We start from the raw sequence: 23,631 nt of genomic DNA on the forward strand, positions 1-23,631 counted from the left end.
CGGAACAGAAAGTGCACTTAAGCCGCCTTCAACCAAGGAGACATCGTGCAGGGGCACCGCATCGGCTACGTCCGGGTCAGCAGCTTTGACCAGAACCCGGAACGCCAGCTGGAACAAACCCAGGTGAGCAAGGTGTTCACCGACAAGGCATCGGGCAAGGACACCCAGCGCCCCCAGCTCGAAGCGCTGCTGAGCTTCGTCCGCGAAGGCGATACAGTGGTGGTGCACAGCATGGATCGGCTGGCCCGCAACCTCGATGACCTGCGTCGCTTGGTACAGAAGCTGACTCAGCGCGGCGTGCGCATCGAGTTCCTGAAGGAGGGCCTGGTGTTCACTGGCGAGGACTCGCCGATGGCCAACCTGATGCTGTCGGTGATGGGGGCCTTCGCTGAGTTCGAGCGCGCCCTGATCCGCGAGCGGCAGCGTGAGGGCATCGCCTTGGCCAAGCAGCGTGGCGCGTACCGGGGCCGCAAGAAAGCCCTGTCCGATGAGCAGGCTGCTACCCTGCGGCAGCGAGCGACGGCCGGCGAGCCCAAGGCGCAGCTTGCCCGCGAGTTCAACATCAGCCGGGAAACCCTCTACCAGTACCTCCGCACGGACGACTGACACATGCCGCGTCGCTTGATCCTCTCGGCCACGGAGCGGGACACCCTGCTTGCGCTGCCGGAAAGCCAGGATGACCTGATCCGCTACTACACCTTCAACGACTCCGACCTGTCGCTGATCCGCCAGCGACGCGGCGACGCCAACCGCCTCGGCTTCGCCGTGCAGCTCTGCCTGCTGCGCTACCCCGGTTACGCGCTGGGAACCGACAGCGAGCTGCCCGAGCCGGTCATCCTGTGGGTGGCGAAGCAAGTCCAGGCCGAGCCGGCGAGCTGGGCAAAGTACGGCGAGCGCGACGTGACCCGTCGCGAGCATGCCCAGGAACTGCGCACCTACCTGCAACTGGCCCCGTTCGGCCTGTCCGACTTCCGCGCCCTGGTGCGCGAGCTAACCGAGCTGGCCCAGCAGACCGACAAAGGCTTGCTGCTGGCCGGTCAGGCCCTGGAGAGCCTACGGCAGAAACGACGCATCCTGCCGGCGCTGAGCGTGATTGACCGGGCCTGCTCGGAAGCCATTGCGCGAGCCAATCGGCGGGTCTACCGCGCCCTGGTCGAACCACTCACGGACTCGCATCGGGCCAAGCTGGACGAGCTGTTGAAGCTCAAGGCCGGCAGCAGCATCACCTGGTTGACCTGGCTGCGCCAGGCACCGCTGAAACCCAACTCTCGGCACATGCTGGAACACATCGAGCGGCTGAAGACATTTCAGTTGGTGGACTTGCCCGAAGGCCTGGGCCGGCACATCCACCAGAACCGCCTGCTCAAGCTGGCCCGCGAGGGTGGGCAGATGACGCCCAAAGACCTCGGTAAGTTCGAGCCGCAGCGCCGCTACGCGACCCTGGCCGCCGTGGTGCTGGAGAGCACCGCGACCGTGATCGATGAGCTGGTCGATCTGCATGACCGCATCCTGGTCAAGCTGTTCAGCGGCGCGAAGCACAAGCATCAGCAGCAGTTCCAGAAGCAGGGCAAGGCGATCAACGACAAGGTGCGCCTGTACTCCAGGATCGGCCAGGCGCTGCTGGAAGCGAAGGAAAGCGGCAGCGACCCCTATGCCGCCATCGAGGCGGTGATTCCCTGGGACGAGTTCACCGAGAGCGTCAGCGAGGCCGAGCTGCTGGCCCGGCCGGAAGGCTTCGACCACCTGCACCTGGTCGGCGAGAACTTCGCCACCCTGCGCCGTTACACGCCGGCCTTGCTGGAGGTGCTGGAACTGCGCGCCGCGCCGGCCGCGCAAGGCGTGCTGGCAGCCGTGCAGACCCTGCGTGAGATGAACGCCGACAACCTGCGCAAGGTGCCGGCCGATGCACCCACGGCCTTCATCAAGCCGCGCTGGAAGCCGCTGGTGATCACCCCGGAAGGCCTCGACCGGAAATTCTACGAAATCTGCGCCCTGTCCGAGCTGAAGAACGCCCTGCGCTCCGGCGACATCTGGGTCAAGGGCTCGCGGCAGTTCCGCGACTTCGACGACTACCTGCTGCCGGCCGAGAAGTTCGCCGCACTCAAGCGCGAGCAGGCCCTGCCCCTGGCGATCAACCCGAACAGCGACCAGTACCTGGAAGAGCGTTTGCAGCTGCTGGACGAGCAGTTGGCCACCGTCACCCGCCTGGCCAAGGACAACGAGCTGCCCGATGCCATCCTCACCGAGTCAGGGCTGAAAATCACCCCGCTGGATGCGGCGGTGCCGGATCGGGCGCAGGCGCTGATCGACCAAACCAGCCAGTTACTGCCGCGCATCAAGATCACCGAACTGCTGATGGACGTGGACGACTGGACGGGCTTCAGCCGCCACTTCACCCACTTGAAGGACGGGGCCGAGGCCAAAGACAGGACGTTGCTGCTGTCCGCAATCCTCGGTGATGCGATCAACCTCGGGCTGACCAAGATGGCCGAGTCGAGCCCCGGCCTGACCTACGCCAAGCTGTCCTGGCTGCAAGCCTGGCACATCCGCGACGAAACCTATTCGGCGGCCTTGGCCGAGCTGGTCAACCACCAGTATCGCCACGCCTTTGCCGCCCACTGGGGCGACGGCACGACCTCATCCTCCGATGGCCAGCGCTTCCGCGCGGGTGGCCGGGGCGAGAGCACCGGGCACGTCAACCCGAAGTACGGTAGCGAGCCGGGACGGCTGTTCTATACCCATATCTCCGACCAGTACGCGCCGTTCAGCACCCGCGTGGTGAATGTCGGCGTCCGCGATTCCACCTATGTGCTCGACGGCCTGCTGTACCACGAGTCCGACCTGCGGATCGAGGAGCACTACACCGACACGGCCGGCTTCACCGATCACGTCTTTGCCCTGATGCACCTGCTAGGCTTCCGCTTCGCGCCGCGCATCCGCGACCTCGGCGAAACCAAGCTGTACGTGCCGCAGGGCGTGCAAGCCTACCCGACGTTGCGCCCGCTGATCGGCGGCACCCTGAACATCAAGCACGTGCGTGCCCACTGGGACGACATCCTGCGCCTGGCCAGCTCGATCAAGCAGGGCACCGTCACCGCCTCGCTGATGCTGCGCAAGCTCGGCAGCTACCCGCGCCAGAACGGACTGGCCGTGGCCCTGCGCGAGCTGGGCCGGATCGAGCGCACGCTGTTCATCCTGGACTGGCTGCAAAGTGTTGAACTGCGCCGCCGCGTGCATGCCGGCCTGAACAAAGGTGAGGCGCGCAACTCGCTGGCCAGGGCGGTGTTCTTCAACCGCCTTGGGGAAATCAGGGATCGGAGCTTCGAGCAGCAGCGCTACCGGGCCAGCGGCCTCAACCTGGTGACGGCGGCTATCGTGCTGTGGAACACGGTGTACCTGGAACGCGCCACCCAGGGGTTGGTCGAGGCCGGCAAGCCGGTGGACGGCGAGCTGCTGCAATTCCTGTCGCCGCTGGGCTGGGAGCACATCAACCTAACCGGCGATTACGTCTGGCGGCAGAGCCGCAGACTGGAAGACGGGAAGTTTCGGCCCTTACGGATGCCCGGAAAACCTTAGCGTACGATTTTTTCCGAATTCTGCGGGCTCCCCTATCTCATCTGCGCAAGGCAGAACGTGAAGACGGCCGCCCTGGACCTCGCCCGCGAGCGCCAGGCGCACGAGGCCGGCGCGCGGACCCGCGCCACGGCCCACGAGCGGACGCCGCAGCAGGAGCGCCAGAAGGCCGCCAGAGAGGCCGAGCGCGGCCGTGAGGCTTGGACGCTAGGGCAGGGCATGAAAAAGCCCGTAGCGGGCTGCTACGGGCGTCTGACGCGGTGGAAAGGGGGAGGGGATGTTGTCTACATGGCTCTGCTGTAGTGAGTGGGTTGCGCTCCGGCAGCGGTCCTGATCAATCGTCACCCTTTCTCGGTCCTTCAACGTTCCTGACAACGAGCCTCCTTTTCGCCAATCCATCGACAATCACCGCGAGTCCCTGCTCGAACGCTGCGTCCGGACCGGCTTCGTCGAAGGCGTCTATCGCGGCCCGCAACAGCGGCGAGAGCGGAGCCTGTTCAACGGTGCCGCCGCGCTCGCCGGCATCGCTGTCGCCGGCCTGCTCCTCAAGCACGGCCCCAACAGTGAAGTAGCTGATTGTCATCAGCGCATTGACGGCGTCCCCGGCCGAAAAACCCGCCTCGCAGAGGAAGCGAAGCTGCGCGTCGGCCGTTTCCATCTGCGGTGCGCCCGGTCGCGTGCCGGCATGGATGCGCGCGCCATCGCGGTAGGCGAGCAGCGCCTGCCTGAAGCTGCGGGCATTCCCGATCAGAAATGAGCGCCAGTCGTCGTCGGCTCTCGGCACCGAATGCGTATGATTCTCCGCCAGCATGGCTTCGGCCAGTGCGTCGAGCAGCGCCCGCTTGTTCCTGAAGTGCCAGTAAAGCGCCGGCTGCTGAACCCCCAACCGTTCCGCCAGTTTGCGTGTCGTCAGACCGTCTACGCCGACCTCGTTCAACAGGTCCAGGGCGGCACGGATCACTGTATTCGGCTGCAACTTTGTCATGCTTGACACTTTATCACTGATAAACATAATATGTCCACCAACTTATCAGTGATAAAGAATCCGCGCGTTCAATCGGACCAGCGGAGGCTGGTCCGGAGGCCAGACGTGAAACCCAACAGACCCCTGATCGTAATTCTGAGCACTGTCGCGCTCGACGCTGTCGGCATCGGCCTGATTATGCCGGTGCTGCCGGGCCTCCTGCGCGATCTGGTTCACTCGAACGACGTCACCGCCCACTATGGCATTCTGCTGGCGCTGTATGCGTTGATGCAATTTGCCTGCGCACCTGTGCTGGGCGCGCTGTCGGATCGTTTCGGGCGGCGGCCGGTCTTGCTCGTCTCGCTGGCCGGCGCTGCTGTCGACTACGCCATCATGGCGACGGCGCCTTTCCTTTGGGTTCTCTATATCGGGCGGATCGTGGCCGGCATCACCGGGGCGACTGGGGCGGTAGCCGGCGCTTATATTGCCGATATCACTGATGGCGATGAGCGCGCGCGGCACTTCGGCTTCATGAGCGCCTGTTTCGGGTTCGGGATGGTCGCGGGACCTGTGCTCGGTGGGCTGATGGGCGGTTTCTCCCCCCACGCTCCGTTCTTCGCCGCGGCAGCCTTGAACGGCCTCAATTTCCTGACGGGCTGTTTCCTTTTGCCGGAGTCGCACAAAGGCGAACGCCGGCCGTTACGCCGGGAGGCTCTCAACCCGCTCGCTTCGTTCCGGTGGGCCCGGGGCATGACCGTCGTCGCCGCCCTGATGGCGGTCTTCTTCATCATGCAACTTGTCGGACAGGTGCCGGCCGCGCTTTGGGTCATTTTCGGCGAGGATCGCTTTCACTGGGACGCGACCACGATCGGCATTTCGCTTGCCGCATTTGGCATTCTGCATTCACTCGCCCAGGCAATGATCACCGGCCCTGTAGCCGCCCGGCTCGGCGAAAGGCGGGCACTCATGCTCGGAATGATTGCCGACGGCACAGGCTACATCCTGCTTGCCTTCGCGACACGGGGATGGATGGCGTTCCCGATCATGGTCCTGCTTGCTTCGGGTGGCATCGGAATGCCGGCGCTGCAAGCAATGTTGTCCAGGCAGGTGGATGAGGAACGTCAGGGGCAGCTGCAAGGCTCACTGGCGGCGCTCACCAGCCTGACCTCGATCGTCGGACCCCTCCTCTTCACGGCGATCTATGCGGCTTCTATAACAACGTGGAACGGGTGGGCATGGATTGCAGGCGCTGCCCTCTACTTGCTCTGCCTGCCGGCGCTGCGTCGCGGGCTTTGGAGCGGCGCAGGGCAACGAGCCGATCGCTGATCGTGGAAACGATAGGCCTATGCCATGCGGGTCAAGGCGACTTCCGGCAAGCTATACGCGCCCTAGGAGTGCGGTTGGAACGTTGGCCCAGCCAGATACTCCCGATCACGAGCAGGACGCCGATGATTTGAAGCGCACTCAGCGTCTGATCCAAGAACAACCATCCTAGCAACACGGCGGTCCCCGGGCTGAGAAAGCCCAGTAAGGAAACAACTGTAGGTTCGAGTCGCGAGATCCCCCGGAACCAAAGGAAGTAGGTTAAACCCGCTCCGATCAGGCCGAGCCACGCCAGGCCGAGAACATTGGTTCCTGTAGGCATCGGGATTGGCGGATCAAACACTAAAGCTACTGGAACGAGCAGAAGTCCTCCGGCCGCCAGTTGCCAGGCGGTAAAGGTGAGCAGAGGCACGGGAGGTTGCCACTTGCGGGTCAGCACGGTTCCGAACGCCATGGAAACCGCCCCCGCCAGGCCCGCTGCGACGCCGACAGGATCTAGCGCTGCGTTTGGTGTCAACACCAACAGCGCCACGCCCGCAGTTCCGCAAATAGCCCCCAGGACCGCCATCAATCGTATCGGGCTACCTAGCAGAGCGGCAGAGATGAACACGACCATCAGCGGCTGCACAGCGCCTACCGTCGCCGCGACCCCGCCCGGCAGGCGGTAGACCGAAATAAACAACAAGCTCCAGAATAGCGAAATATTAAGTGCGCCGAGGATGAAGATGCGCATCCACCAGATTCCCGTTGGAATCTGTCGGACGATCATCACGAGCAATAAACCCGCCGGCAACGCCCGCAGCATCGCGACCGTCATCGGTGAGAAGTTCGGCAGGTATTGGGTGGTGACAATGTAGGTGCTGCCCCAAATGGCAGGTGCTATCGCTGTGAACAATAAATCGGGCGTGCGTAATGACATGCGATTACAAGACCTCCGCTACGGCGATGGGTTTTTGAGAGTTGCAGGCGCCGCGATGACCGCACCCTGACTTGGACTGGCCCTGCCTCGCACCAATCCACCTGCGGCTATGGCCGCGATCATGCGAGGCCCGAAAATTACACGACCTGTACACGTCCGCCGAACCCGGAACGCAACAGAGCTTCGTGGGCATCCCGATCCGGGTCGTAGCAGCAGTCCTGGACCAAACGCACGTCGTAGTCCGCATCACTAGCCCAGGCGACGCTTGAAAGAACAACGCCGGTGGTGCTTATCCCGGCCATGACAAGCGTGCTTACGCCGCGCGTCCGAAGGTCGGCGTCGAGCGCCGTGCCATAAAAGACGCTGGCTCGCGGACATGCATAGAAAAGGTCGCCCCGTTCGATCGCAAGCCCTTCGACGGGCAGACCGGTGCGAAATCGTCCGCTCGGGAGATACGGTGAGATTTGGCGATTCGTCGCCGGCGGCGCATGTTCATACTCTTCGCCGAGCGAAAAGTTGGGGAACAGCACGGGCCGGCCGCGCAAGGCGTGCTGGCAGCCGTGCAGACCCTGCGTGAGATGAACGCCGACAACCTGCGCAAGGTGCCGGCCGATGCACCCACGGCCTTCATCAAGCCGCGCTGGAAGCCGCTGGTGATCACCCCGGAAGGCCTCGACCGGAAATTCTACGAAATCTGCGCCCTGTCCGAGCTGAAGAACGCCCTGCGCTCCGGCGACATCTGGGTCAAGGGCTCGCGGCAGTTCCGCGACTTCGACGACTACCTGCTGCCGGCCGAGAAGTTCGCCGCACTCAAGCGCGAGCAGGCCCTGCCCCTGGCGATCAACCCGAACAGCGACCAGTACCTGGAAGAGCGTTTGCAGCTGCTGGACGAGCAGTTGGCCACCGTCACCCGCCTGGCCAAGGACAACGAGCTGCCCGATGCCATCCTCACCGAGTCAGGGCTGAAAATCACCCCGCTGGATGCGGCGGTGCCGGATCGGGCGCAGGCGCTGATCGACCAAACCAGCCAGTTACTGCCGCGCATCAAGATCACCGAACTGCTGATGGACGTGGACGACTGGACGGGCTTCAGCCGCCACTTCACCCACTTGAAGGACGGGGCCGAGGCCAAAGACAGGACGTTGCTGCTGTCCGCAATCCTCGGTGATGCGATCAACCTCGGGCTGACCAAGATGGCCGAGTCGAGCCCCGGCCTGACCTACGCCAAGCTGTCCTGGCTGCAAGCCTGGCACATCCGCGACGAAACCTATTCGGCGGCCTTGGCCGAGCTGGTCAACCACCAGTATCGCCACGCCTTTGCCGCCCACTGGGGCGACGGCACGACCTCATCCTCCGATGGCCAGCGCTTCCGCGCGGGTGGCCGGGGCGAGAGCACCGGGCACGTCAACCCGAAGTACGGTAGCGAGCCGGGACGGCTGTTCTATACCCATATCTCCGACCAGTACGCGCCGTTCAGCACCCGCGTGGTGAATGTCGGCGTCCGCGATTCCACCTATGTGCTCGACGGCCTGCTGTACCACGAGTCCGACCTGCGGATCGAGGAGCACTACACCGACACGGCCGGCTTCACCGATCACGTCTTTGCCCTGATGCACCTGCTAGGCTTCCGCTTCGCGCCGCGCATCCGCGACCTCGGCGAAACCAAGCTGTACGTGCCGCAGGGCGTGCAAGCCTACCCGACGTTGCGCCCGCTGATCGGCGGCACCCTGAACATCAAGCACGTGCGTGCCCACTGGGACGACATCCTGCGCCTGGCCAGCTCGATCAAGCAGGGCACCGTCACCGCCTCGCTGATGCTGCGCAAGCTCGGCAGCTACCCGCGCCAGAACGGACTGGCCGTGGCCCTGCGCGAGCTGGGCCGGATCGAGCGCACGCTGTTCATCCTGGACTGGCTGCAAAGTGTTGAACTGCGCCGCCGCGTGCATGCCGGCCTGAACAAAGGTGAGGCGCGCAACTCGCTGGCCAGGGCGGTGTTCTTCAACCGCCTTGGGGAAATCAGGGATCGGAGCTTCGAGCAGCAGCGCTACCGGGCCAGCGGCCTCAACCTGGTGACGGCGGCTATCGTGCTGTGGAACACGGTGTACCTGGAACGCGCCACCCAGGGGTTGGTCGAGGCCGGCAAGCCGGTGGACGGCGAGCTGCTGCAATTCCTGTCGCCGCTGGGCTGGGAGCACATCAACCTAACCGGCGATTACGTCTGGCGGCAGAGCCGCAGACTGGAAGACGGGAAGTTTCGGCCCTTACGGATGCCCGGAAAACCTTAGCGTACGATTTTTTCCGAATTCTGCGGGCTCCCCATGTTGTTCCCTCCCCGGCATGGTGATGGTTGGTCTAGTGTTTGTGGGTTTGATGTTCCGGCGTTTGATGAACAGGCGCAAGGTGTGAGGGCTGACGCCTAACAACTCGGCTGCGCGACTCTGCGGCAAGCCAAGATTCACGTATGCCTGTACTTCATCAATACGGCTGTCCAGCTTCAAGGCGCTCGATTTGCTGCCCTTGGGTCGCCCGAGCGTCTTGCCGCGCTCTCTGGCGACTTGTAGCGCCTCGGTGGTACGTGCCTGAATGAAATGCCGCTCGATCTGTGCAGCCAAGCCAAGCACGGTTGCCATGATGTCGCTTTGTAGGCTGCCGTCCATGATGATCTTCTGTTTGGTCACGTGGACGATCAGGCCGCGCTCGCTCGCCGCTTTGAGAATTTCCAAGGCGGCGAGGGCGGAACCGGCAATGCGCGTAATCTCCGGCGTCAGTAGCACGTCGCCACGCTCGGCCTTCTCGATGATTGCTCCGAGCTTGCGCTTGCGCCAGTCCTTTGCTCTGCTGGCAACTTCTTCCTCGATCTGTAGCGGCGCGAAGCCTTTGGCGTTCGCGTATTCGAGCAAACCGTATTTTTGGTTTTCCGGGTCTTGGCCGTCACGCGAAACCCGGAGATAGGCATAGTATTTTGGCATTTGCAGGGAAAACGTCAGATTCAGTTAAACATGCCTCATTCTAGCGCAGATTAAATAGGAATTAAATACCCTGTTGCGGTATAGATAAAACGTTGGTTTGTTCTGCCCTATGAGCGTACAAAAAAGGCCGGGTGAGTGGCCCGGCCTTCGTTTAGGTGCTGAATAGGATTGGTTCTGGTGCCAGCCTCATGAGAAGCGCGTCATAAAACCACATGAGGGCCGACGCACCAAGGCCGACGCCTGCGACCGATAGCATGATGTGGGTCTTATTGGCCGAGTCCAGCCCAAGCCACATGATCGGTAGGGTGATGAGACTGGCGAACGAAGCCAAGCCGAGAAGAAAGCGCACCGGGCCGCGCAGCCACCAGAGAATGAGGAACACCAGATGTCGTTTTCAGAAGACGGCTGCACTGAACGTCAGAAGCCGACTGCACTATAGCAGCGGAGGGGTTGGATCCATCAGGCAACGACGGGCTGCTGCCGGCCATCAGCGGACGCAGGGAGGACTTTCCGCAACCGGCCGTTCGATGCGGCACCGATGGCCTTCGCGCAGGGGTAGTGAATCCGCCAGGATTGACTTGCGCTGCCCTACCTCTCACTAGTGAGGGGCGGCAGCGCATCAAGCGGTGAGCGCACTCCGGCACCGCCAACTTTCAGCACATGCGTGTAAATCATCGTCGTAGAGACGTCGGAATGGCCGAGCAGATCCTGCACGGTTCGAATGTCGTAACCGCTGCGGAGCAAGGCCGTCGCGAACGAGTGGCGGAGGGTGTGCGGTGTGGCGGGCTTCGTGATGCCTGCTTGTTCTACGGCACGTTTGAAGGCGCGCTGAAAGGTCTGGTCATACATGTGATGGCGACGCACGACACCGCTCCGTGGATCGGTCGAATGCGTGTGCTGCGCAAAAACCCAGAACCACGGCCAGGAATGCCCGGCGCGCGGATACTTCCGCTCAAGGGCGTCGGGAAGCGCAACGCCGCTGCGGCCCTCGGCCTGGTCCTTCAGCCACCATGCCCGTGCACGCGACAGCTGCTCGCGCAGGCTGGGTGCCAAGCTCTCGGGTAACATCAAGGCCCGATCCTTGGAGCCCTTGCCCTCCCGCACGATGATCGTGCCGTGATCGAAATCCAGATCCTTGACCCGCAGTTGCAAACCCTCACTGATCCGCATGCCCGTTCCATACAGAAGCTGGGCGAACAAACGATGCTCGCCTTCCAGAAAACCGAGGATGCGAACCACTTCATCCGGGGTCAGCACCACCGGCAAGCGCCGCGACGGCCGAGGTCTTCCGATCTCCTGAAGCCAGGGCAGATCCGTGCACAGCACCTTGCCGTAGAAGAACAGCAAGGCCGCCAATGCCTGACGATGCGTGGAGACCGAAACCTTGCGCTCGTTCGCCAGCCAGGACAGAAATGCCTCGACTTCGCTGCTGCCCAAGGTTGCCGGGTGACGCACACCGTGGAAACGGATGAAGGCACGAACCCAGTGGACATAAGCCTGTTCGGTTCGTAAACTGTAATGCAAGTAGCGTATGCGCTCACGCAACTGGTCCAGAACCTTGACCGAACGCAGCGGTGGTAACGGCGCAGTGGCGGTTTTCATGGCTTGTTATGACTGTTTTTTTGTACAGTCTATGCCTCGGGCATCCAAGCAGCAAGCGCGTTACGCCGTGGGTCGATGTTTGATGTTATGGAGCAGCAACGATGTTACGCAGCAGGGCAGTCGCCCTAAAACAAAGTTAGACATCATGAGGGTAGCGGTGACCATCGAAATTTCGAACCAACTATCAGAGGTGCTAAGCGTCATTGAGCGCCATCTGGAATCAACGTTGCTGGCCGTGCATTTGTACGGCTCCGCAGTGGATGGCGGCCTGAAGCCATACAGCGATATTGATTTGTTGGTTACTGTGGCCGTAAAGCTTGATGAAACGACGCGGCGAGCATTGCTCAATGACCTTATGGAGGCTTCGGCTTTCCCTGGCGAGAGCGAGACGCTCCGCGCTATAGAAGTCACCCTTGTCGTGCATGACGACATCATCCCGTGGCGTTATCCGGCTAAGCGCGAGCTGCAATTTGGAGAATGGCAGCGCAATGACATTCTTGCGGGTATCTTCGAGCCAGCCATGATCGACATTGATCTAGCTATCCTGCTTACAAAAGCAAGAGAACATAGCGTTGCCTTGGTAGGTCCGGCAGCGGAGGAATTCTTTGACCCGGTTCCTGAACAGGATCTATTCGAGGCGCTGAGGGAAACCTTGAAGCTATGGAACTCGCAGCCCGACTGGGCCGGCGATGAGCGAAATGTAGTGCTTACGTTGTCCCGCATTTGGTACAGCGCAATAACCGGCAAAATCGCGCCGAAGGATGTCGCTGCCGACTGGGCAATAAAACGCCTACCTGCCCAGTATCAGCCCGTCTTACTTGAAGCTAAGCAAGCTTATCTGGGACAAAAAGAAGATCACTTGGCCTCACGCGCAGATCACTTGGAAGAATTTATTCGCTTTGTGAAAGGCGAGATCATCAAGTCAGTTGGTAAATGATGTCTAACAATTCGTTCAAGCCGACCGCGCTACGCGCGGCGGCTTAACTCCGGCGTTAGATGCACTAAGCACATAATTGCTCACAGCCAAACTATCAGGTCAAGTCTGCTTTTATTATTTTTAAGCGTGCATAATAAGCCCTACACAAATTGGGAGATATATCATGAAAGGCTGGCTTTTTCTTGTTATCGCAATAGTTGGCGAAGTAATCGCAACATCCGCATTAAAATCTAGCGAGGGCTTTACTAAGCTTGCCCCTTCCGCCGTTGTCATAATCGGTTATGGCATCGCATTTTATTTTCTTTCTCTGGTTCTGAAATCCATCCCTGTCGGTGTTGCTTATGCAGTCTGGTCGGGACTCGGCGTCGTCATAATTACAGCCATTGCCTGGTTGCTTCATGGGCAAAAGCTTGATGCGTGGGGCTTTGTAGGTATGGGGCTCATAATTGCTGCCTTTTTGCTCGCCCGATCCCCATCGTGGAAGTCGCTGCGGAGGCCGACGCCATGGTGACGGTGTTCGGCATTCTGAATCTCACCGAGGACTCCTTCTTCGATGAGAGCCGGCGGCTAGACCCCGCCGGCGCTGTCACCGCGGCGATCGAAATGCTGCGAGTCGGATCAGACGTCGTGGATGTCGGACCGGCCGCCAGCCATCCGGACGCGAGGCCTGTATCGCCGGCCGATGAGATCAGACGTATTGCGCCGCTCTTAGACGCCCTGTCCGATCAGATGCACCGTGTTTCAATCGACAGCTTCCAACCGGAAACCCAGCGCTATGCGCTCAAGCGCGGCGTGGGCTACCTGAACGATATCCAAGGATTTCCTGACCCTGCGCTCTATCCCGATATTGCTGAGGCGGACTGCAGGCTGGTGGTTATGCACTCAGCGCAGCGGGATGGCATCGCCACCCGCACCGGTCACCTTCGACCCGAAGACGCGCTCGACGAGATTGTGCGGTTCTTCGAGGCGCGGGTTTCCGCCTTGCGACGGAGCGGGGTCGCTGCCGACCGGCTCATCCTCGATCCGGGGATGGGATTTTTCTTGAGCCCCGCACCGGAAACATCGCTGCACGTGCTGTCGAACCTTCAAAAGCTGAAGTCGGCGTTGGGGCTTCCGCTATTGGTCTCGGTGTCGCGGAAATCCTTCTTGGGCGCCACCGTTGGCCTTCCTGTAAAGGATCTGGGTCCAGCGAGCCTTGCGGCGGAACTTCACGCGATCGGCAATGGCGCTGACTACGTCCGCACCCACGCGCCTGGAGATCTGCGAAGCGCAATCACCTTCTCGGAAACCCTCGCGAAATTTCGCAGTCGCGACGCCAGAGACCGAGGGTTAGATCATGCCTAGCATTCACCTTCCGGCCGCCCGCTAGCGGACCCTGGTCAGGTTCCGCGAAGGTGGGCGCAGACATGCTGGGCTCGTCAGGATCAAACTGCACTATGAGGCGGCGGTTCATACCGCGCCAGGGGAGCGAATGGACAGCGAGGAGCCTCCGAACGTTCGGGTCGCCTGCTCGGGTGATATCGACGAGGTTGTGCGGCTGATGCACGACGCTGCGGCGTGGATGTCCGCCAAGGGAACGCCCGCCTGGGACGTCGCGCGGATCGACCGGACATTCGCGGAGACCTTCGTCCTGAGATCCGAGCTCCTAGTCGCGAGTTGCAGCGACGGCATCGTCGGCTGTTGCACCTTGTCGGCCGAGGATCCCGAGTTCTGGCCCGACGCCCTCAAGGGGGAGGCCGCATATCTGCACAAGCTCGCGGTGCGACGGACACATGCGGGCCGGGGTGTCAGCTCCGCGCTGATCGAGGCTTGCCGCCATGCCGCGCGAACGCAGGGGTGCGCCAAGCTGCGGCTCGACTGCCACCCGAACCTGCGTGGCCTATACGAGCGGCTCGGATTCACCCACGTCGACACTTTCAATCCCGGCTGGGATCCAACCTTCATCGCAGAACGCCTAGAACTCGAAATCTAACGTCCGTTCGGGCATCGAGGTCCATGTCGGGGTGGGACGGGCCCGTGGCTTCAAGATCACTTGCAGTCCGACCGCGATGTCTTGGTTGCGCGAGAGGTTGTCGATATCCTCCACTTCCATCATCAACCCTGGATAATGCCGCCGCCGTCATCGCCGCCGACGCCCGTGCCGGGCTTTTCGGGCCTGTCAGGCTCGCTCGGCCGCCTCTGCGACTTCGCGCACCTTCGGAAAAATAATGACGTTGGTGCGGTGGGGTTCCATAGTGTGTTGGCGCTGATGGAAAATTGACCCACCCTGCCGATTGAAATTTGACCCAGGGCGGATTGCTGATTTTGTTACCAGCAACTGTGGATAAGTCTACCAGCGCAGCTGCTGTTGCCCCCACTCCTTCGCTAGCCCAGTTCAGTTGTTTAAGACCTGCCACACGCAGCCATGTAGCAGGCCGTCGTCGCCATGAAATCAGAACGGCTCATCGTCCTCCGGTTCCTGGCCGCCCTTACGCTTTCGCTCCCGTGATTTGATCTTGGCCTGGGCCGCCAAGCTACTGTGTTGCAGGCGATAGGACTCGTTACCGGTTTCGACGATGTGGCAGTGGTGGGTCAGCCGATCCAGCAGGGCGGTGGTCATCTTGGCGTCGCCGAACACGCTCGACCATTCGGCGAAGCTCAGGTTGGTGGTGATCACCACGCTGGTGTGTTCGTACAGCTTGGATAGCAGGTGAAACAGCAACGCACCGCCGGCCTGGCTGAAGGGCAGATAACCCAGTTCGTCGAGGATGACCAGATCCATGCGCAGCAGAGCTTGGGCGATCCGCCCGGCTTTGCCGTCGTGCTTTTCGCGCTCCAGCAGATTGACCAGATCGACCGTGGAGTAGAAGCGCACGCGCTTGCCGTGCCGGGTGATGCCGGACACGGCCAGCGCAGTGGCCAGGTGGGTTTTACCGGTGCCAGGCCCACCGATCAGCACCACGTTCTGCGCGGTGTCGGTAAAGGCCAGACTGGCCAGTTCGCTGATCAAACGAGCGTCTGCGCTGGAGGCGCTGAAGTCGAAGCCGGCCAGGTCGCGGTGCATCGGCAGCTTGGCCATGTTCATCTGGTGGCTCACCGAGCGCATGGCGCGATCTGTGTGCTCTTGTTCCAGCAGGTGTTCGAGCAGCCACTTGGACGAGGCTGTGTTCGACTCACCCTGCGCAGTCAACTCCGCCCAGGCCGTGGCCATGCCGTGCAGGCGCAGCTCCTTGAGTTCCGCCATCAAATCACGCATGACCGATCTCCTCGGTCTGGCCACGCAGGCGGTCGTAGCGCGCCGTGTTAGCGACGGGGGCTTCCTTGAGCGACAAGTGGGTTTCGACGCTGGGTGGTGGTTCGGTCGCGGCCAGGCGCGCCACGACATTGAGGATGTGTTCGGCGCTCAGGCTGCCGCTTTCCAGTACCAGCTCAACAGCCACCAGCACCGCATCGAGCCCGGCGACCGGTACGGCAGCCAGAACTTGCGCCATGATCCGGTCACCGCCGGCATGACGCCCCAGACCGTGCTTAAGCTGACGCAGCGGCGCCGGCAGATCAGCAAAGGGCGCGCCGTTGCGCAGCGCACCGGGCTTGCGTTCGATCAGCGGGAGGTAGTGCTGCCAGTCATAGCTGACCTGGTCGCGATCCAGCAAGCGGACATGGCTGGCGATCAGCGCGTCGTCAGCCACCACCTCGATTCGCGTCGGATACAAACGGCTGCTGACCCACTTACCCGCATACTCACACGGCACCGAGTAGCGGTTGCGCCCGACGCTGACCAGGCAGGTGCTGGAGACCCGCGCAGGCCGCTCGACGTAACCGTCGAATGGCGCTGGCACAGGCATCAGTTCAGCGCGCTCCAACTCCAGCACTTCGGCCACACTCAGCCCGCTGTATTGAGGGTGCGTCAGCTCGTTCCAAAGCGCGCGGCAGCGCTGGCCCAGCCAGGCATTGAGTTCCTCGAAGGAGTGAAACTGGCAGTCCTGGGCGTCTAGCCAGATACGCCTGCGGCTGTCTTGCACGTTCTTTTCAACGATGCCCTTTTCCCAACCAGCGGCGACGTTGCAGAAGTCCGGATCGAACAGGTAATGCGCGCACATCACCGCAAAGCGCGCATTCACCGCCCGGCCTTTGCCCTTATTGACCTTGTCGACGGCGGTCTTCATGTTGTCGTAGATGCCCCGGCGCGGCACGCCGCCCAAGGAGCCGAACGAGCGTGTATGGGCGTCAAATAACATCTCATGGCCCTGGCTCGGATACGCCACAAGCCAGAACGCACGGCTGGCACACAGCTTCAGATGTGCCACCTGCATACGCCGGTAAATGCCGCCGACCAGCAAGCCTTCCTCGCTCCAGTCAAACTGAAACGCCTCGCCAAGAGCAAAGGTCAGCGGCACAAAGGCCTGCGACGCCTTGCCCTGTCCCCCTCGCCAGGCACGGATAAACGCGGTGAGCTGGCTGTAGCCACCGTCATAACCTTCGGCTTTGATTTGCGCCAACAGCGCCTTGGCACTGCGCCGCTGTTGCTTGGGCCGCAGCGAATCGGCTTTTAGCGCCTGCTCCAGCGTGGCGTGAAAAGGGCTGAGTTTGTTGAAGATCGCGCGGCGTTGGTAGACCGGCGGCTTGGCCTCAGGTGCTCTGACCCACTTGCGAATCGTGTTGCGCGCCAACCCGGTGCGCTTGGCTATCTCATGCAGCGACAGCTTGTCGCGGAAATACATCCGGCGAATTTTGCCCATCATTTCCATACTGATCACCCTGTGTTCTCCTGCTCAAAAATTGAGCAGAAGCAGTTGAACACCTGGGTCAGTTTTCAGTCGGCAGAACAGCCTCTACTGGGTCAGTTTTCGGTCAGCGGCAACAATGGTATGGTCTGTGCGTTCTGACTCGTCAAGGATCGGCCAATGGATCGTTTGTCTAATTTGCTCTCGCGGTTCGGCGTGCGGGCCAATCTGTTCTATGACGGCGACCTATGCGGCTCTGCATCTTACGATGGCGCCGAGCGGCGAGGTTATATCCATCTGCTTCAGGCCGGCAGCGTGACGTTGCTTGGTCCCGATCGCAAGGATTTGCAGCTCACTCGCCCTAGCTTGATTTTTATGCCACGCCCCGCCAAGCATCAATTGTTTGCGGGTGAGTCCGATGGCGCAAAGTTGTTGTGTGCTTCCATGGAGTTTGAGGGCGGAATTGATAATCCTTTGTCGGCTTCATTACCGGACTGTTTGGTGCTCGCACTCGATGATCTGCCCATGCTGGCAGACACGTTGGAGTGGATGTTTGCCGAGGCGGCAAATGTGCATTGTGGAAGGGAAGCCGCGCTTGAGCGCTTATTTGAGCTCCTAATCATTCTGTTGCTCCGTTACCTGCTCGATCATCACCAGTTGCGCACCGGAATGATGGCTGGACTGGCCGACATGCGGCTTGCCCGATCGCTTTTACAGATGCACAACTCCCCGGAACATGCCTGGTCAATAGCAGAGCTGGCCAGTGAGTCAAATATGTCACGCGCTGCGTATGCCGTGCATTTCAAGAGTGTCATCGGACAGACGCCTGCTGATTATTTGTTGAGTTGGCGAGTTAGCCTGGCTCAGAAGCTGATGCGAGAAGGGCGCTCGATTACGCTGATTGCAGCTCAAGTCGGCTACGAAAGTCCTTCGGCGCTGTCTCGCGCATTTAGACGCAAGACGGGGTTGAGCCCTCGTGACTGGTTGAAAGATCTGGCGGGGGAAAATGATGGCAAAAAGGCCTAAGGAAGGTCTGAAAAAGACTTCCCGCATCTGGTGAAATACGCCGATCCCGCCAGCCGAGTTTTTCCATGAAGCAGATGACCTTCGCCGACGCCGAGTACGCCGGCAAGCGCAAGCAGACCCGTAAGGAATTGTTCCTGATCGAGATGGATCAGGTGGTGCCGTGGAAGGGATTGATTGCCCTGATCGAGCCACACTACCCAAAGGGTGAAGGTGGTCGTCCAGCCTATCCGCTGATGGCCATGTTACGTATCCATCTGATGCAGAACTGGTTCGGCTACAGCGACCCGGCCATGGAAGAAGCGCTCTACGAGACGACCATCCTGCGTCAGTTCGCCGGGCTGAGCCTGGAGCGCATTCCCGACGAAACCACCATCCTCAACTTCCGTCGTTTGCTGGAGAAACATGAGCTGGCAGCCGGCATCCTCGGCGTAATCAATGGCTACCTGGGGGATCGCGGCCTGTCGCTGCGCCAGGGCACTATCGTCGATGCCACACTGATCCACGCGCCCAGCTCGACCAAGAACCAGGACGGCAAGCGCGACCCGGAAATGCACCAGAGCAAGAAAGGGAACCAGTATTACTTTGGCATGAAGGCGCACATCGGCGTGGATGATGAGTCGGGGCTGGTACACAGCGTGGTAGGCACGGCAGCCAACGTGGCGGATATCACCCAGGTCGACAAACTGCTGCACGGTGACGAGAACGTCGTCTGCGCCGATGCCGGCTACACCGGCGTCGAAAAGCGCCCCGAACATGCTGGCCGCGAAGTGATCTGGCAGGTCGCAGCACGCCGCAGCACCTACAAGAAGCTCGATAAACGCAGCGCCCTGTACAAAGCCAAGCGCAAGATCGAGAAGGCCAAGGCACAAGTGCGAGCGAAGGTCGAGCACCCGTTTCGAGTGATCAAGCGCCAGTTCGGTTACGTGAAGGTGCGCTTCCGTGGCCTGGCCAAGAACACCGCTCAGCTGGTGACGCTGTTCGCGCTGTCGAACCTATGGATGGCGCGCCGACATTTGCTGACTACCGCAGGAAAGGTGCACCTGTAATGCGGAAAATGGCTGCTGCGAGGTGCTCGCGGCGGCCAAAAACGGAGAACTGAGCGGGTTATCTGGTCGATTTTGATCGACGGCCCGCTTTCAAAAGCAGCGAGGGCTGAAGTCGACCGGAAATACAGGGCTACTTCAGACCTTCCCTAAGGCATTACTGCCTTAAGCCATTGAAAAAATTATGCATTAATTTTACGTTTTTCCAGTTCAACCAGCGAATGGCCTGCCACAAATATCGAAACAGCAAGCAACCCTAAGTCTTTAAGCAGAAACTGACCTGGCGCAACGGAAATCGCCGGAAACCCTAAACTAGGCTCAATGACGCCCGGAGTGGAAAACATAAAGCTAAGGGTTGTGAAGAACAGGCCTGCAGACAGAGCGCCTCCTACCACGGATAGTTTGGGCGACAGCATGCGGCCTGCGATCAGAGTGCCGATCGAAATCTCTAGTATGCCGAGCAGGCTGGAGAACATGTCGACCGAAAAAATGCTATACACCCATCCCAAAAGCGGGCTGTTGCTCACCAGTGGAACCAGGCCCTCGGCCTCGTAGTGGGTAAATTTCATGCCGCCGAACCAGAAGTAAATAATAGCGAGAGCCAAGTACGCGCCATAGATACCTAGCCCCATAGTTTTGGTTCCAAGCGTTAAGTGGGCCTGTACGCTGGACTTCGAGTTTTCAATGCCTATGGTTTTCATGTCTGAGCTTCCAGTAGTGAGTGAGAGTGTGTTGGCTGCCGAACGCCGTATGCGTTGGCGATGAGATGATTATGGCTGGCATCTCTAATCAAGAGGCATCAGAAAGTATTGATTTCAGTGCAGATCGTCTTGGGCGGTGCAATTCGCGATGAAGGGGGTCGCCTCAGAAAACGGAAAATAAAGCACGCTAAGCCGGTTGCAGCGGTCGTAGCGGCCTGAACTTGCCCGCGCCGATCTTGGCGCTGCTGCGCCAGAGGTAATCGCCGGTGAGGTTGATGTGCTCCCAACCGAGCGGCGACAGGTACTGCAACAGCGCGTCATCAACGGCATGGCCGTTGCCACGCAGCGCGTGCGCAGCCCGTTCCAGATAGACCGTGTTCCACAACACGACGGCAGCCGTTACCAGATTGAGGCCGCTAGCCCGGTAGCGCTGCTGCTCGAAACTGCGGTCGCGGATTTCACCCAGGCGGTTGAAAAACACTGCCCTGGCCAGCGCATTGCGCGCCTCGCCCTTGTTCAGGCCGGCATGCACGCGGCGGCGCAGTTCCACGCTTTGCAGCCAGTCCAGGATGAACAGCGTGCGCTCGATGCGGCCCAGCTCGCGGAGCGCCACGGCCAGGCCGTTCTGGCGTGGGTAGCTGCCGAGCTTTCGGAGCATCAGGGAGGCCGTCACCGTGCCCTGCTTGATCGAGGTGGCCAGCCGCAGGATTTCGTCCCAATGGGCGCGGACGTGCTTGATGTTGAGCGTGCCGCCGATCATGGGTTTCAGCGCGTCATAGGCGGCGTCGCCCTTCGGGATGTAGAGCTTGGTGTCGCCCAGGTCGCGGATGCGCGGCGCGAAGCGGAAGCCCAGGAGGTGCATCAGGGCGAAGACGTGATCGGTGAAGCCCGCCGTGTCGGTGTAATGCTCCTCGATCCGCAAGTCGGACTCGTGGTACAGCAGGCCGTCGAGCACGTAGGTCGAATCGCGCACGCCGACGTTCACGACCTTGGTGTGAAATGGCGCGTACTGGTCAGAAATGTGGGTGTAGAACGTCCGCCCTGGGCTGCTCCCGTATTTCGGGTTGATGTGGCCGGTGCTCTCGGCCTTGCTGCCGGTGCGGAAGTTCTGGCCGTCCGACGATGAGGTGGTGCCGTCGCCCCAGTGCTCGGCGAAGGGATGGCGGAACTGTGCGTTGACCAGATCGGCCAGCGCCGCCCCGTAGGTTTCGTCGCGGATGTGCCAGGCTTGCAGCCAAGCCAGCTTGGCGTAGGTCGTGCCGGGGCAAGACTCCGCCATCTTGGTCAGGCCCAGGTTGATCGCGTCGGCGAGGATCGTGGTCAGCAACAGGTTCTTGTCTTTGGCCGGGTCGCCCGATTTCAGATGCGCGAAATGCCGAGTGAAGCCCGTCCATTCGTCCACCTCCAGCAGCAGTTCGGTGATCTTGACGTGCGGCAGGATCATTGCCGTCTGGTCGATCAGCGCTTGGGCGGTGTCGGGTACCGCCGCGTCGAGCGGCGTGATCTTCAAGCCTGACTCGGTGATGATGGCGTCCGGCAGCTCGTTGGCCGTCGCCATACGGTTGACGGTGGCAAGCTGTGTTTCCAGCAGCGTCAGCCGGTCGTTCAGGTACCGGTTGCAGTCGGTGGCCACGGCCAGCGGCAATTCGCTGGCCTGCTTGAGGCTGGCGAATTTCGCGGGCGGCACCAGGTAGTCCTCGAAGTCCTTGAACTGGCGCGACCCCTGCACCCAGATGTCGCCGGAACGCAACGCGTTCTTCATCTCCGACAGCGCGCATAGTTCGTAGTAGCGCCGGTCGATGCCGGTGTCGGTCATGACCAGCTTCTGCCAGCGCGGCTTGATGAACTCGGTCGGCGCGTCGGCGGGCACCTTGCGGGCGTTGTCGCTGTTCATGCCGCGCAGCACCTCGATGGCGTCGAGCACGTCCTTCGCGGCGGGAGCGGCCCGCAGCTTGAGCACGGCAAGGAATTCCGGCGCGTAGCGGCGCAGCGTGGCGTAGCTTTCGCCGATGCGGTGCAGGAAATCGAAGTCCTCGGGCTGCGCAAGCTTCTGCGCTTCGGTGACGCTCTCGGCGAAGGCATCCCAGGACATGACGGCCTCGATGGCGGCGAACGGATCGCGGCCCGCCTGCTTGGCCTCGATCAGCGCCTGGCCGATGCGGCCGAACAACCGCACCTTGGCGTTGATCGCCTTGCCGGACGCCTGGAATTGCTGCTGATGCTTGTTCTTGGCGGCGTTGAACAGCTTGCCCAGGATGCGGTCGTGCAGGTCGATGATTTCGTCGGTGACGGTGGCCATGCCCTCGATGGCAAGCGCCACCAGGGTGGCATAGCGTCGCTGCGCCTCGAACTTGGCCAGGTCGGCGGGCGTCATCTGGCCACCCTCACGGGCGATCTTGAGCAGGCGGTTCTGGTGCACCGACCGCTCGATGCCAGAAGGCAGGTCGAGCGCCTGCCACGCTTTGAGGCGTTCGATGTGTTCCAGCATGTGCCGCGAATTCGGTTTGACGGGCGATTGGCGCAGCCAGGCCAGCCAGGTCGTTTTGCCGTTGTCCCGACGCTTGAGCAGATCGTCGAGGCGGCGGCGATGCGCGTCCGACAGCGGTTCGGCCAAGGCATCGTAGATGCGCCGGTTGGCGCGGGTGATTGCTTCGGCGCTCGCCCGCTCGACGGCGTTGAGGGCAGGCAGAATGACCGACTGCTGCCGCAGGTGCTCGATCAAGGTGCTGGCCAGCACGATGCCCTTGTCGGTCTGCAAGGCCATCTCGGTCAGCAACTGGACGGCCTGCCGGTAGTGGCCCATGGTAAAGGGCTGGAAGCCGAACACCGTTTGCAGTTCGACCAGGTGCTCGCGCCGGGTCTGCTCCCGCTGCCCGTATTCGTCCCAGCTTTCGACGCTGACCTTGAGCTGGTCGGCGACCAGTTTCAACAAGGGCGGAAACGGCGGCTCATCGACGCCCAGGATGACACCAGGAAAGCGCAGGTAACAGAGCTGCACGGCGAAGCCCAGCCGGTTGGCCGGGCCGCGCCGCTGCCGGATGATGGAGAGGTCGGTTTCGCTGAACGTGTAGTGACGGATCAACTCATCCTTGGTGTCCGGCAACGCCAGCAGGCTTTCGCGCTCGGCGGCGGACAGGATTGAACGACGTGGCATATTTACTGATCCGTTCTCAAGTATTGATACAGGGTTTCGCGACTGATTCCGAATTCACGAGCCAGCTTGGTCTTTTGCTCGCCAGCCTCGACACGTTGGCGCAGTTCGGCAATACGCTCAGACGACAGGGATTTCTTCCTGCCACGGTAGGCCCCGCGCTGCTTGGCGAGCGCGATGCCCTCGCGCTGCCGCTCGCGGATCAAGGCGCGTTCGAACTCGGCGAACGCGCCCATTACCGACAGCATCAGGTTCGCCATCGGCGAGTCCTCGCCGGTGAAGGTCAAATGCTCCTTAAGGAACTCGATGCGTACGCCGCGCTGGGTGAGGCCCTGCACCAGGCGGCGCAGGTCGTCGAGGTTGCGCGCCAGACGATCCATGCTGTGCACCACGACCGTGTCGCCTTCGCGCACGAAGGCGAGCAGCCGTTCCAGTTCGGGCCGCCGTGTGTCCTTGCCCGACGCCTTGTCGGTGAACACTTTATCCACCTGGATCTGTTCGAGCTGCCGTTCTGGGTTCTGGTCGAAGCTGCTGACGCGGACGTAACCGATGCGCTGACCGTGCAAGGTATCCTCCTGAGGGAAATGTGTCAGGAAGAAATCTATGACCCTTGACGGCGTATGTCAATCAATTCGGAAGGCAACTCTATTCTGACGATTTAGCGCCGGATGGTCTGACGCCAAGTTAGGGTATACCCCATTCGGACACCGACTACACAAC

The 23,631-nt window shown here is 61.3% G+C and carries 20 protein-coding genes and 1 pseudogene; 10 read left to right on the plus strand and 11 right to left on the minus strand.

Features of this window, described 5'->3' with window-relative positions; all coding sequences use genetic code 11:
* The first annotated feature begins 45 nt into the window (after positions 1-45).
* Both H8F22_RS29610 and H8F22_RS29615 read left to right on the plus strand, forming a co-directional pair.
* The gene (locus tag H8F22_RS29610; protein ID WP_001161490.1) at positions 46-606 is read left to right on the plus strand and encodes a recombinase family protein; all 561 of its coding nucleotides are present in this window, start codon (positions 46-48) and stop codon (positions 604-606) included.
* A gap of 3 nt (positions 607-609) precedes the next feature.
* A complete protein-coding gene (locus H8F22_RS29615) occupies positions 610-3,576 on the plus strand; it encodes a Tn3-like element TnAs1 family transposase (RefSeq protein ID WP_001138014.1) in 2,967 nt (988 codons plus the stop codon).
* Between the two features lie 331 nt (positions 3,577-3,907).
* Here H8F22_RS29615 and tetR(A) read toward each other — a convergent pair whose 3' ends face one another.
* Complete coding sequence (gene tetR(A), locus H8F22_RS29625) at positions 3,908-4,558, minus strand: tetracycline resistance transcriptional repressor TetR(A) (RefSeq protein WP_000164043.1); 651 nt, start codon at positions 4,556-4,558, stop codon at positions 3,908-3,910.
* 105 nt (positions 4,559-4,663) lie between these two features.
* Here tetR(A) and tet(A) point away from each other — a divergent pair, with 105 nt between their 5' ends.
* Positions 4,664-5,863, plus strand: coding sequence for a tetracycline efflux MFS transporter Tet(A) (gene tet(A), locus H8F22_RS29630; protein ID WP_000804064.1), 1,200 nt, complete (start codon positions 4,664-4,666; stop codon positions 5,861-5,863).
* Positions 5,864-5,894: 31 nt separating this feature from the next.
* On the opposite strand, the gene H8F22_RS29635 is transcribed toward tet(A), so the two are convergent.
* Both H8F22_RS29635 and H8F22_RS29640 read right to left on the minus strand, forming a co-directional pair.
* Complete coding sequence (locus H8F22_RS29635; protein WP_000058717.1) at positions 5,895-6,779, minus strand: DMT family transporter; 885 nt, start codon at positions 6,777-6,779, stop codon at positions 5,895-5,897.
* A gap of 137 nt (positions 6,780-6,916) precedes the next feature.
* Positions 6,917-7,309, minus strand: coding sequence for a cysteine hydrolase family protein (locus H8F22_RS29640; RefSeq protein ID WP_001351729.1), 393 nt, complete (start codon positions 7,307-7,309; stop codon positions 6,917-6,919).
* A gap of 3 nt (positions 7,310-7,312) precedes the next feature.
* Between H8F22_RS29640 and H8F22_RS29645 the strand changes: the two are divergent.
* Positions 7,313-9,064 (plus strand): annotated as a pseudogene (locus H8F22_RS29645) (Tn3-like element TnAs1 family transposase); the annotation flags it as partial.
* Here H8F22_RS29645 and H8F22_RS29650 read toward each other — a convergent pair.
* The 3 genes from H8F22_RS29650 to intI1 form a co-directional block, all read right to left on the minus strand.
* Positions 9,041-9,748, minus strand: a complete 708-nt coding sequence (locus H8F22_RS29650) for a recombinase family protein (RefSeq protein ID WP_058178452.1) — start codon at positions 9,746-9,748, stop codon at positions 9,041-9,043. The pseudogene H8F22_RS29645 and the gene H8F22_RS29650 overlap by 24 nt on opposite strands.
* Before the next feature lie 151 nt (positions 9,749-9,899).
* Entirely contained in the window at positions 9,900-10,130 is a 231-nt protein-coding gene (locus H8F22_RS29655) for a hypothetical protein (RefSeq protein ID WP_012196455.1), read from the minus strand.
* 206 nt (positions 10,131-10,336) lie between these two features.
* A complete protein-coding gene (intI1, locus tag H8F22_RS29660; RefSeq protein WP_000845048.1) occupies positions 10,337-11,350 on the minus strand; it encodes a class 1 integron integrase IntI1 in 1,014 nt (337 codons plus the stop codon).
* A 145-nt stretch (positions 11,351-11,495) separates the two neighbouring features.
* On the opposite strand from intI1, the gene H8F22_RS29665 reads away from it, so the two are divergent.
* From H8F22_RS29665 to H8F22_RS29680, 4 genes are all read left to right on the plus strand, one after another.
* Positions 11,496-12,287, plus strand: coding sequence for an ANT(3'')-Ia family aminoglycoside nucleotidyltransferase AadA2 (locus H8F22_RS29665; protein ID WP_001261740.1), 792 nt, complete (start codon positions 11,496-11,498; stop codon positions 12,285-12,287).
* A 163-nt stretch (positions 12,288-12,450) separates the two neighbouring features.
* Positions 12,451-12,798, plus strand: coding sequence for a quaternary ammonium compound efflux SMR transporter QacE delta 1 (locus tag H8F22_RS29670; RefSeq protein WP_000679427.1), 348 nt, complete (start codon positions 12,451-12,453; stop codon positions 12,796-12,798).
* Entirely contained in the window at positions 12,792-13,631 is an 840-nt protein-coding gene (gene sul1, locus H8F22_RS29675; RefSeq protein ID WP_000259031.1) for a sulfonamide-resistant dihydropteroate synthase Sul1, read from the plus strand. The genes H8F22_RS29670 and sul1 overlap by 7 nt, the downstream gene beginning before the upstream one ends.
* 127 nt (positions 13,632-13,758) lie before the next feature.
* A complete protein-coding gene (locus tag H8F22_RS29680) occupies positions 13,759-14,259 on the plus strand; it encodes a GNAT family N-acetyltransferase (RefSeq protein WP_000376623.1) in 501 nt (166 codons plus the stop codon).
* A 459-nt stretch (positions 14,260-14,718) separates the two neighbouring features.
* On the opposite strand, the gene istB is transcribed toward H8F22_RS29680, so the two are convergent.
* Both istB and istA read right to left on the minus strand, forming a co-directional pair.
* Positions 14,719-15,522, minus strand: a complete 804-nt coding sequence (gene istB, locus H8F22_RS29685) for an IS21-like element ISPst3 family helper ATPase IstB (RefSeq protein WP_010454871.1) — start codon at positions 15,520-15,522, stop codon at positions 14,719-14,721.
* A complete protein-coding gene (gene istA, locus H8F22_RS29690; protein ID WP_024012635.1) occupies positions 15,515-17,014 on the minus strand; it encodes an IS21-like element ISPst3 family transposase in 1,500 nt (499 codons plus the stop codon). Before istA ends, istB begins: the two co-directional genes overlap by 8 nt.
* Positions 17,015-17,170: 156 nt before the next feature.
* On the opposite strand from istA, the gene H8F22_RS29695 reads away from it, so the two are divergent.
* Together H8F22_RS29695 and H8F22_RS29700 are read left to right on the plus strand one after the other, a co-directional pair.
* Positions 17,171-18,016, plus strand: coding sequence for an AraC family transcriptional regulator (locus H8F22_RS29695; RefSeq protein ID WP_003464995.1), 846 nt, complete (start codon positions 17,171-17,173; stop codon positions 18,014-18,016).
* Positions 18,017-18,081: 65 nt separating this feature from the next.
* Positions 18,082-19,062: an IS5-like element ISPa16 family transposase gene (locus tag H8F22_RS29700; RefSeq protein WP_011270155.1), complete on the plus strand. Its 981-nt coding sequence runs from the start codon at positions 18,082-18,084 to the stop codon at positions 19,060-19,062.
* Between the two features lie 179 nt (positions 19,063-19,241).
* Here H8F22_RS29700 and H8F22_RS29705 read toward each other — a convergent pair whose 3' ends face one another.
* The 3 genes from H8F22_RS29705 to H8F22_RS29715 form a co-directional block, all read right to left on the minus strand.
* Complete coding sequence (locus tag H8F22_RS29705) at positions 19,242-19,760, minus strand: YkgB family protein (RefSeq protein ID WP_003464991.1); 519 nt, start codon at positions 19,758-19,760, stop codon at positions 19,242-19,244.
* A 187-nt stretch (positions 19,761-19,947) separates the two neighbouring features.
* Entirely contained in the window at positions 19,948-22,914 is a 2,967-nt protein-coding gene (locus tag H8F22_RS29710) for a Tn3 family transposase (protein WP_001138070.1), read from the minus strand.
* 2 nt (positions 22,915-22,916) lie between these two features.
* The gene (locus tag H8F22_RS29715; RefSeq protein ID WP_003124096.1) at positions 22,917-23,477 is read right to left on the minus strand and encodes a recombinase family protein; all 561 of its coding nucleotides are present in this window, start codon (positions 23,475-23,477) and stop codon (positions 22,917-22,919) included.
* Between the last annotated feature and the right edge of the window lie 154 nt (positions 23,478-23,631).

Origin of the sequence: Pseudomonas mucoides (assembly GCF_015461845.1) — a bacterium.
Classification (GTDB): domain Bacteria; phylum Pseudomonadota; class Gammaproteobacteria; order Pseudomonadales; family Pseudomonadaceae; genus Aquipseudomonas; species Aquipseudomonas mucoides.

Bases quoted from the DNA above. Each gene is read 5' to 3' on its own strand.
- intI1 (WP_000845048.1), bottom strand. From the start codon at position 11,350: ATGAAAACCGCCACTGCGCCGTTACCACCGCTGCGTTCGGTCAAGGTT.
- H8F22_RS29615 (WP_001138014.1), top strand. From the start codon at position 610: ATGCCGCGTCGCTTGATCCTCTCGGCCACGGAGCGGGACACCCTGCTT.
- H8F22_RS29670 (WP_000679427.1), top strand. From the start codon at position 12,451: ATGAAAGGCTGGCTTTTTCTTGTTATCGCAATAGTTGGCGAAGTAATC.
- H8F22_RS29700 (WP_011270155.1), top strand. From the start codon at position 18,082: ATGAAGCAGATGACCTTCGCCGACGCCGAGTACGCCGGCAAGCGCAAG.
- H8F22_RS29680 (WP_000376623.1), top strand. From the start codon at position 13,759: ATGGACAGCGAGGAGCCTCCGAACGTTCGGGTCGCCTGCTCGGGTGAT.
- sul1 (WP_000259031.1), top strand. From the start codon at position 12,792: ATGGTGACGGTGTTCGGCATTCTGAATCTCACCGAGGACTCCTTCTTC.
- istA (WP_024012635.1), bottom strand. From the start codon at position 17,014: ATGGAAATGATGGGCAAAATTCGCCGGATGTATTTCCGCGACAAGCTG.
- H8F22_RS29650 (WP_058178452.1), bottom strand. From the start codon at position 9,748: ATGCCAAAATACTATGCCTATCTCCGGGTTTCGCGTGACGGCCAAGAC.
- H8F22_RS29710 (WP_001138070.1), bottom strand. From the start codon at position 22,914: ATGCCACGTCGTTCAATCCTGTCCGCCGCCGAGCGCGAAAGCCTGCTG.
- H8F22_RS29665 (WP_001261740.1), top strand. From the start codon at position 11,496: ATGAGGGTAGCGGTGACCATCGAAATTTCGAACCAACTATCAGAGGTG.
- istB (WP_010454871.1), bottom strand. From the start codon at position 15,522: ATGCGTGATTTGATGGCGGAACTCAAGGAGCTGCGCCTGCACGGCATG.
- H8F22_RS29705 (WP_003464991.1), bottom strand. From the start codon at position 19,760: ATGAAAACCATAGGCATTGAAAACTCGAAGTCCAGCGTACAGGCCCAC.
- H8F22_RS29635 (WP_000058717.1), bottom strand. From the start codon at position 6,779: ATGTCATTACGCACGCCCGATTTATTGTTCACAGCGATAGCACCTGCC.
- H8F22_RS29695 (WP_003464995.1), top strand. From the start codon at position 17,171: ATGGATCGTTTGTCTAATTTGCTCTCGCGGTTCGGCGTGCGGGCCAAT.